Below are 7,997 nucleotides of genomic sequence, written 5' to 3'. Positions count from 1 at the left end.
CTTTTGTGTCTGCATCGACACCGCCTACGCCCAGATCAATGAACCAGCAACCTCAGGACCGTTAATGTGACAACACCCCCCTTTCTTTTCCCTGCGGTACGCAAGCCCGGGCGCTCTCTCAACACGGACTTTTTTGCCGCGCACTTCTCGAAAGCCATGCGTGCGGTTGTTGGCTTGCCGATGACCCCGCACCAGATGCGCCACGGGCAGACGTCGCTCTTGCTCGATCGCTACCCCAACGAGATCGAAGTGATAGCCAAGCGTATCGACGATACTGCGGCCACCTTACGTCAGTTTTACGGCTGGCTTAACGCGCTCAAGCTCGTTGAGCGGGGTCAGGACATGATGATCGGATTGATGGATGACTAAGACTTACGATACCCGCAGCCGTGCAGAAATTCTATCTGCGGCGCATTTTGGTCCCTATCGCGCAGCCCCCGGGCTTAATGAGATCGGCTTACGTGAGCTGCGCACCTTGGATAAGTTCTTTGGTTTTGCGCAAACGCGCGCGATCTCTGTGCCGACCGTTTCGGATTTTCTTGCGTTTGCACAAGAGGATGCTTCACCGCGGCAATTGGAGAACCTGCGTACCGCGTTTGACCGGTTGGTGCCGGCGGGGACCCCGGTTTGTTGCACGATACGTGGCGCGATCCGTGAAAAGAAAGGCACCGGCCGTAGCTGTGACCGTCGAGACAGGCAGGCGCTTGCGGCTGACCCTTTGATGGCGCCCTACTGTAAACTGAAGGGGTTCGAGACAGTAGCGCTTGAGGACCTGCGCGTCTTTGCACGGTTTCTTGCCTTCACAGCCGCGCGTGGGATCACGGTGCCAACGGTCGATGACTACCTCGCATTTGGGGAGGACGTGACGTCGAGCCGCCGCTTGCGCTCTCTCAAGACCGCCATCGATGTTTTAATGCCGGGCAGTCCTGCTGCACATGTAATCCTCTCTGAGGCGATCGCTCGCAAAAAGCCCCGGAAACCTGCCAAAGCGGGGTCCGTGCCGCGCCCTGCAGCGCAGCGGCGTGTCGCTCTTGATGCGCTGCCGCCCGCTTGGCGTGCCAAATTGACGGTCTGGCGCACGGGGTTTGTGGCGCTCCATGAAGCGGTGCCGGCCCCCTCCGTGATCGACAACACCGAAGATATCTTGCGTGAATATGCAAACGTGCAGATCGATGCAGGTGCTCCAGTCGCCATTACCATTGAAGGGGTTCGGCGGATGGAGGCATCGCGCACGGCGCATGCCAAGACGCGTCAGGCCCCAGCCTATACGTCTCAAGGGGATCGGCCCGCTACACGACATACCGCTGTCATGCGGCTGCGCCAGTTTGGAGACGCCCTTGGAATTGACAGGCTGACGTTGGAGGCGATCCGTGCGCATGAGAACGCGCTACGAGCTGACTTGCAGTCCGTCGTGCCTCTGAAGTTCGGTCGCTATGAACAACTGCCTGATTTGAAGGAAACCTGGCAGCTGGCGCATACACTTCTTGAGCAGAGCGCTGAGGCCAGGCGGCGGGCTACCAAGATACGACTGCTTAACGAGGCGTTCTGTATCGCCTTTTGGACGCTGATCCCGCTGCGATTGGGTGACGGCCAGCTCATTTGGGGAAAGGATATATGGCAGGATGGGGACTGCTACCGCATCGATATCACGACAACTAAAGAAGATGAGCCGCTACGCGGCAGACTACACAAACGATTGGAGCCCTTTGTGGATGCTGTGCTTTTGCGCGGAATGAACGTGGATCATCTGTCGCAATTCCGCGCGCTTTCCCAGACGGATCAGGTCCCCGTACTGCGCGCTGTATCTGGCAAAGGACTCGCAGGCGGATATCCTTCCAGCGCTTGGCGCAGGCATATGGGGACCGGGGCGCATATTGCGCGTACTCGGATACATACAGAGCTTGGACAGTTGGGGCCGGAAGGGGTGGAAATGGCGCTGGCTCTTACGGCTCAGCGCGATGCGCGATCCCAACTCGCCTACCAAGCGGCACAATTTGAAAGGGCGCAGCGGGCCAAGGGCCAAAGCATGATTGACGGGCTGCTGGCGGAGGTGCTCGATCCGTAAGCGTTGGTAACGCTCGATCGGGCGGGATCCGCGCACTGAAGGGCGCCGTGTCCGAGCTCTAGGGTATGATTGGGGCCTTAAGTTTCATCGGGATTTAACTGTTCGCATCCTTCTTGCGGAGGGTTGCTTTGAAGGGGCGCCTGGGCCGAAGCACGGATCGAAACAACTTTGGCGTCGACCGTTTAAACCGCGAAGCCCACGCTCCTGTCTACGGGCGTGGGTCTAAACGGGCTTTCCCGTTGGGATCTATATTCTTTCTGCTTGAAGAAAACCTTTGGATCTTTGCCTCTCTCTCTTGGGCACGGTGCAACTTTTTTCAGAAGAATGCAGGATTTCATTTTTGGCTCTCAAGAAACGTACCCAGTTTGTTTTTAGGCGCTGCGCGTGCCGCTCAACCTGAACCATCAAACTGGAAAGGATACACAGATGGGACTGGATATTGGTTTTTACCGCGACGGGGAGGAGGTTTTCTCTCTACGCAATCACGATGAATTTTTTGAGGCGCTTGTGGAAGGCTCTGGCGGGGATGTCTATGAAGACTACAGCGACTTCTGCGTTACGCTCGACACTTTGGCTGTGCTCGAAGGTATGATCGAAGACGGTTTTACCGACTGTGGTCTTTCCCCAGACGAGGCTTTGGCCGACATTCCTGATGCGTTCCACAACCTTAATGCGCAAGATGCGGAATGGAAAGATCTGCTACGCTACTACCCTGCAATCGTTGCGTTTCTCGCTGAAGATATCTCTGCGAACGGGCCCCTCATCTGTGGTTGGTCTGCATGAGAAAAATTTTGGCGCCTGTCGCGATGAAAGGTGTTTGCTCGATGCGATTGGTAAAGGCGCAAGTCAGTTAAATAATACTGAAACACGCTCTAGATGGTTGTCGCGTGGAACCGACGTGTCTCATTGGTCCTACTAATTTCTGCCGAATAGGCAGCTGAGGATTTGGGTTTTGTCGGTTCGCCGGCTGCACCCATCTCCTTACTGGGCCCGGTCTTACCGCCGAATAGGCGGCTGCAGATGGGGTTGCTACGATCAGATGATCGTGCCCCATCTTTTTACTAAAACCCCCGTCGCGGAGGCCTCTGACAGTAAATGCTTATGGCTTGTCCCCTGTCAGGACACTGAGTTCAGTTCGGGGTGTTTTGCTGTGAGAAAATGTCTTGGCGTGGTATTATTGTCTACGCTGATAAGGCCTGTCAGTTCGCTGCCAGTCGCTGCCAGCAGTAAGTCGATTTTGTCTGGTCGACGCAGTGCTGCTGCTCCGTCTCACCATGGATGATTTCGACAATGTGATCGATGGTGCCGAGGAGGCCGCGTTCGAAGAGCGGATGCCAGACGAAACGCATCAGATATTTGGGGGTCAATGCCGCAAGGTCAGCCCGTGCCGCTGCTGTGATACTGGAAGCCTCTCCGACCGGTTCCCACTGGTCAGGGGGCAAGGACAGGCGCCGTTCCACCTCCGCTTCGAGCGCGACCCTTCCAGTCTAACGCTCCGCCTTTGCCAATTCTCCTGAAACGCCAGCACTCATGTCGATTGCTGCTCCCTTGGAGCTCCAACAGACTACCGATTAGATGGGCATTGGCGATGTTTATCGGGCCCATGCGATGCTGGTTCGCCGGTAGGCCCATTTATCGGATGGGGCGAAGTTGTGTTTGCGGCTCTGGGCTTCTGTACACTGCGCGTTTTTTATTCGATGTTCGGGTAAGCGGCCCATGTACCGGCTCAAGGTTAAGCCAGGAAGAGATGACAAATTTCATAATCGACAAGCCGCGTATTGTATTTATCCACCTGCCCAAAACCGGCGGCACATCGGTGCGCGACGCGCTTGGGAGGCTTGAAGGACGGTACTTTGGTCATGTGCCGGAGCGCTTCCGAGACCGACACAGCTTAGCGGTTGTGCGCGAGCCTAAAGCTCGATTTCTGTCTGCTTTCCGGATGTTCAAGTTCGGCAATCAGTTGGCGGAGGACTATTATGCCGAGCCGCGATGGCCCGATCTGTCCATCTCGCAAGCGCTCGATGTGCTGGAAGATCCGTGGATTGGCTATGACCGTAGTCATCGGGACCTCCCTTGGAACTTCAAGCATCATATCATTCCCCAGACCCATCCGTTTAACTGTTTGTTTTATGCAGACACGGTTCTTCGGTTCGAAACCCTCGAAGAGGATTTTGGGGCGTTTTGTGCGAACTTCGGGATCGCAGCAGAACTGCCGCGACTTCGCGCGTCTCGGAGCGGGCAAAAACACGAGGAGCGGTGGCGGCCGGAGGAAGAAGAGCGCTTCATGCGCCTGTTTGCGGATGACTATCGCTTTTTGGGGTATGCGTCCGGTCGCCCTGAACCCAAAAAGAAACGATATAACTTCGAACCTTTGAGGCCTAAGGACAGGACGGTCTACGACCTTTGGCCCGCTTATTTCTCGGACCAAAAGATCTTTCTGAAAGATGCTGCGCAAGCGCTGCCTGATGAGAGCTCTGTGCTTGAGCCTTTCGCCGATGAAATTATCCCGGGCTCTCCAACGGGGGCTTGGGCGGGGCGGTCAAAAGATCTGGTAGCTCATTTTCAGAAGCTTCAGCCGGAGTTTTCTGGGGCCTCTCGTCTCGCGCACCTGCTGGCCTGTACGATCGTCGTGCTGCGCAGGGATCCAAGCTGCGAGAGTGCCCTTAGGCTCTTTTGGCGGATCTTGGATGAACAGTTTGAGGTGATCCGGTCAGAGCTTTCCCTACGCTGGTTGGTGTCGATTGCAGACACGATCGCCGATTTTGGCCGAAGTTCCGGAGAACGTGCTGTTGGAATGAGTGCCAGTATCTACGCAAATACGGCGAAGCTGCATGAGAGCGAGCTTAAACTGTTCTACCCAAAGCGTCCGTGGCCCCCGCGCAAACGCTTTTCATCGGGAGGGGCATTGTTTGACGGCATGCTCACCTATTGGGTGGAGAAGGGGGATATGATCGACAATATGCTTGCGCGTTCGGGGAAGGTGGCGGCATCGGAACCGACGGCCGGAAAGGTCCTTATGGAGGTGATTGAGCGACTAAAGCTTGGCCCAACCGTCTATAGGCGGTTCAAGCGTATATCAGGGGTGAAGGCTGCGCCTCTGGTGGACGATAAAATCAAAGAGCGGCTACAGCGGATTATGAAGAATAATGTTTGAGCCGGTGGTGAGCCTGGCAGGCAGGACGTGATATGAACAAAGGTCGCAAACCCGATATCCTGTGTATCGGCGCGCAGAAAGCAGGCACATCTTGGCTACATGTCACTTTGGCAACCAGACGAGACATTTGGGTGCCGCCGTTCAAGGAACTGCATTTTTTCGACCATAAGTTCATTGCTGAATGCCGGCGGTGGGCGCCGTGGCATGTCAAACAGGGACTTCAGGGCGCGCGTGCGCGCCATCTTACGAGCGCCTCACCCCCAGATGAGGCCTATCTGGCATATCTTGATCGTCTTCAGACCGCACCCATTTTGAACGGCACATGGTATAAATACATTTTTTCCCGAGCGCCGGAGGACCAAAAGTGCCTTGATGTCACGCCGGAATACTCATGCATTCCAGATGAGGGCGTGGACTTTTTTAAGCGCTTTCTGCCACATAGCAAACTGATCTATCTCATCCGTAATCCCTTGGGCCGGCTGAAGTCTCAGCTGCGCATGAACGCGCACCGCAGAAAGAAGCTGCCTTCTTCGCGACAGGAGTGGGAAGAGCTGTTAGATATGCCCGCGCTTCGAACGCGCGGAGACTATCTGAGCAATGTGCCGCGGTGGAGCGCACGTTTTGCACACGATCGATTGCTATACTTACCCTACGGACAAATCGGCAAAGATCCTTTGAGCCTTCTGCGCAAGATTGAGCATCATTGTGACTTGGCTTCTTCTGAGTACCCTCAAGCTGCTGAAAGGGTCCATCAAACGGCACCGCTGCAGTTGCCTGACTATGTCATTGAGCGTTTGGAGGAGCTGGCCGCGCCCCAGGCGGCGTTTCTTCGAAGCCATTTTGGCGAAAGCTTCTATCAAGACACCTAAAAAAGAGCATGGAACGTGGGCTGACGTGGCGCGGGGCGAACTTGGCTTCACCCGTTACGCAAAGTGACCTTCGACATGGCGTCAATCCTGATCAGGTCGAGCTCATACTGGGCATCCATGCGTGTCTGTAGCTCTTCGTCGATTTGAACAATTTTGCTGAGAAGCTTTGCGCTTTTAAGGTGATGACAGGCCTCTTGCGACAGGGCTTTGCGGGTTTGAGGATCAATAAGCTCAACATCTATATCAAGCAGGGCTGCCAAGAACGGTAGCATCACCTGATGGGGCTGCTCGAAATTCCAAACTGTTAGGGTAGCTCTGGGACAGGCAGCCGTGATGCGAGACACCAGGTCGGCCCAAGAATGAACTGGTACGGCGCGGTCAGAAGGGCCGGGGAAGATGTCATCATCCGCCAGCAAGTATGTCCAGCATTCTGCTTGAGGAGCGATTGCTAAATGCAGATCCAGTTGGCGGTCGGAGAAGGCATTGTCGAGGTTTTGAACCCTGCGCTTGGCTTTAGGGAACATGGTCTTTTTGGTCAGCATATCGCTCACCGGGCCGAGAAGCGCGTGTTCACTGATGATAATGTGCTTAAAGGCGTCGAGATTTTTTTGGTGTTTTAGAACAGGTTCAACAGCCCCTTGTAGAAGGCCCAACTTGTCAGAGGCGACCATTGTCGCTCTAAAGTGCTCCACGTATTCATGGCGCGTGATGGTTTTGGTCGACGTACTTAGTAAGACCTTCTCCAAATGGTTTGATATGCATTCTATAAGGCCGGTCGCGATACGGTTTGCCCCAAAGTGGACGGTTGCCGTTCTTTGGTCAGGCATCATCCAACTCCGGAAACCCGTGCTGAGAGATTGTCTCATGGCCTTGGGCGATGCCCTTAGCGGCCTGCGCCAGCGCACCAGCCTGGTGCAAAAGAATTTTGTACTTTAGTTCCAGCGCCGCGAGGCTTGGCTTGAACCGCGTGAGCTCTGCCTCGGTGAGGCTGTTTGCGGCTTCATCAGAAGATAGGATTTCTTCGAGAAGCTCTGCGACTTCTGCCAACCGAGCATGGATCAGCGCGCGATCTTTCGCGTCAAAGCCGCTGACTTTGAAAAAAAATGCCTCTTCCTCGGCATCAATCGTTAGCTTGAAGCTCATGGCCTATTCCCCGTAAATCCGTTGTATCATTGACTGCAATCGACCTTAGCTGCGTTTTTGCGCGCTCTCTGATAGGTGCAACAGGCTCTTAGCGTTGAGCAATGCTTTGCGAGCTTTTCAGGCCGCACTTTTTGCGTTTTTTAGTACTGGAAGGCCATAGAGGCTCTTCAGAGCATTGCGGCATTTAAAGCGCTCTCAAGTTTATTACGCTGTCCCTTCGGCTGCGCGCCTGTTGCGACATGCTGTTAGGTGGGTTTCGCGTACAGTCTGCAACATGCTCTGCAAAGATGTCCAATCTTCATTAGACATATCACCGCGTGTGACAGCGTCCACGCTCGTCTCATACGCACTTTCAGTGCCGTCCGAAACGAGGCTGCCTTCTGTGCGACTTGAACTATTCTGGTGCGACGGTCATTCGAGTCAGCGCTTCGGTGTGAGCTCACGGTGAAGTGCAGTTCTTGATATCTCGTTTTATTCCAACCGTTTCTGTATTTCCATCAGGTTGCTTTCAAAGACCTCAGCGGGCGTGCGGTAGCCGAGACATTTGCGCGGCGTTGCGTTGAGGCGGTCACAGATCATTTTCAACTCATGATCTGGGACCGCCGTGGTGTTGCGCTTGCGGGGTAGCCATCTTCTGGCGCGTCGGTTGGTGTTTTCCACCGTGCCTTTCTGCCACGGGCTGGAGGGTCGATCATGCCCCATAGCGTGGTGTAACTCGCGGCTGGCCGGGCGCTTTCGACGGCCGAGCTGATCAGTCCGTCTGAGT

General features: G+C 55.1%; 9 protein-coding genes. 5 read left to right on the top strand and 4 right to left on the bottom strand.

The window, feature by feature from the left end; translation table 11 throughout:
• Positions 1–66: 66 nt before the first annotated feature.
• The 3 genes from ACGYLA_RS19180 to ACGYLA_RS19170 all read left to right on the top strand — a co-directional run bounded on the left by ACGYLA_RS19180 (position 67) and on the right by ACGYLA_RS19170 (position 2,848).
• Positions 67–369, top strand: a complete 303-nt coding sequence (locus ACGYLA_RS19180; protein WP_394434574.1) for a hypothetical protein — start codon at positions 67–69, stop codon at positions 367–369.
• Positions 362–2,065: a hypothetical protein gene (locus ACGYLA_RS19175; protein ID WP_394434572.1), complete on the top strand. Its 1,704-nt coding sequence runs from the start codon at positions 362–364 to the stop codon at positions 2,063–2,065. The genes ACGYLA_RS19180 and ACGYLA_RS19175 overlap by 8 nt, the downstream gene beginning before the upstream one ends.
• A 426-nt stretch (positions 2,066–2,491) precedes the next feature.
• The gene (locus ACGYLA_RS19170) at positions 2,492–2,848 is read left to right on the top strand and encodes a hypothetical protein (RefSeq protein WP_394434570.1); all 357 of its coding nucleotides are present in this window, start codon (positions 2,492–2,494) and stop codon (positions 2,846–2,848) included.
• Between the two features lie 416 nt (positions 2,849–3,264).
• Here the strand turns inward: ACGYLA_RS19170 and ACGYLA_RS19165 are convergent, their stop codons facing one another.
• Positions 3,265–3,507 (bottom strand): hypothetical protein, encoded by a 243-nt coding sequence (locus tag ACGYLA_RS19165; protein ID WP_394434568.1) that lies wholly within the window; start codon positions 3,505–3,507, stop codon positions 3,265–3,267.
• Positions 3,508–3,812: 305 nt separating this feature from the next.
• Here ACGYLA_RS19165 and ACGYLA_RS19160 point away from each other — a divergent pair, with 305 nt between their 5' ends.
• Together ACGYLA_RS19160 and ACGYLA_RS19155 are read left to right on the top strand one after the other, a co-directional pair.
• The gene (locus ACGYLA_RS19160) at positions 3,813–5,219 is read left to right on the top strand and encodes a sulfotransferase family 2 domain-containing protein (RefSeq protein WP_394434566.1); all 1,407 of its coding nucleotides are present in this window, start codon (positions 3,813–3,815) and stop codon (positions 5,217–5,219) included.
• Between the two features lie 32 nt (positions 5,220–5,251).
• Positions 5,252–6,088 carry a sulfotransferase gene (locus tag ACGYLA_RS19155; protein WP_394434564.1) on the top strand — a complete coding sequence of 279 codons (837 nt, stop codon included), beginning with the start codon at positions 5,252–5,254 and terminating at the stop codon, positions 6,086–6,088.
• A gap of 47 nt (positions 6,089–6,135) precedes the next feature.
• Here ACGYLA_RS19155 and ACGYLA_RS19150 read toward each other — a convergent pair whose 3' ends face one another.
• From ACGYLA_RS19150 to ACGYLA_RS19140, 3 genes are all read right to left on the bottom strand, one after another.
• A complete protein-coding gene (locus ACGYLA_RS19150; RefSeq protein ID WP_394434562.1) occupies positions 6,136–6,915 on the bottom strand; it encodes a hypothetical protein in 780 nt (259 codons plus the stop codon).
• Positions 6,908–7,231 (bottom strand): hypothetical protein, encoded by a 324-nt coding sequence (locus ACGYLA_RS19145; protein WP_394434560.1) that lies wholly within the window; start codon positions 7,229–7,231, stop codon positions 6,908–6,910. The genes ACGYLA_RS19150 and ACGYLA_RS19145 overlap by 8 nt, the downstream gene beginning before the upstream one ends.
• A 471-nt stretch (positions 7,232–7,702) precedes the next feature.
• Positions 7,703–7,997, bottom strand: a 295-nt coding sequence (locus ACGYLA_RS19140; RefSeq protein ID WP_394434558.1) for a transposase, incomplete at its 5' end; no start/stop codon positions are given.

Origin of the sequence: Sulfitobacter sp. 1A13679, assembly GCF_043557115.1 — a bacterium.
Lineage (GTDB): Bacteria > Pseudomonadota > Alphaproteobacteria > Rhodobacterales > Rhodobacteraceae > Sulfitobacter > Sulfitobacter faviae.
This window is presented reverse-complemented; position numbering and strand designations above follow the sequence as displayed.

Coding starts and splice junctions, on each gene's coding strand:
- ACGYLA_RS19160 (WP_394434566.1), top strand. CDS start 3,813: ATGACAAATTTCATAATCGACAAGCCGCGTATTGTATTTATCCACCTG.
- ACGYLA_RS19150 (WP_394434562.1), bottom strand. CDS start 6,915: ATGCCTGACCAAAGAACGGCAACCGTCCACTTTGGGGCAAACCGTATC.
- ACGYLA_RS19170 (WP_394434570.1), top strand. CDS start 2,492: ATGGGACTGGATATTGGTTTTTACCGCGACGGGGAGGAGGTTTTCTCT.
- ACGYLA_RS19155 (WP_394434564.1), top strand. CDS start 5,252: ATGAACAAAGGTCGCAAACCCGATATCCTGTGTATCGGCGCGCAGAAA.
- ACGYLA_RS19175 (WP_394434572.1), top strand. CDS start 362: ATGACTAAGACTTACGATACCCGCAGCCGTGCAGAAATTCTATCTGCG.
- ACGYLA_RS19145 (WP_394434560.1), bottom strand. CDS start 7,231: ATGAGCTTCAAGCTAACGATTGATGCCGAGGAAGAGGCATTTTTTTTC.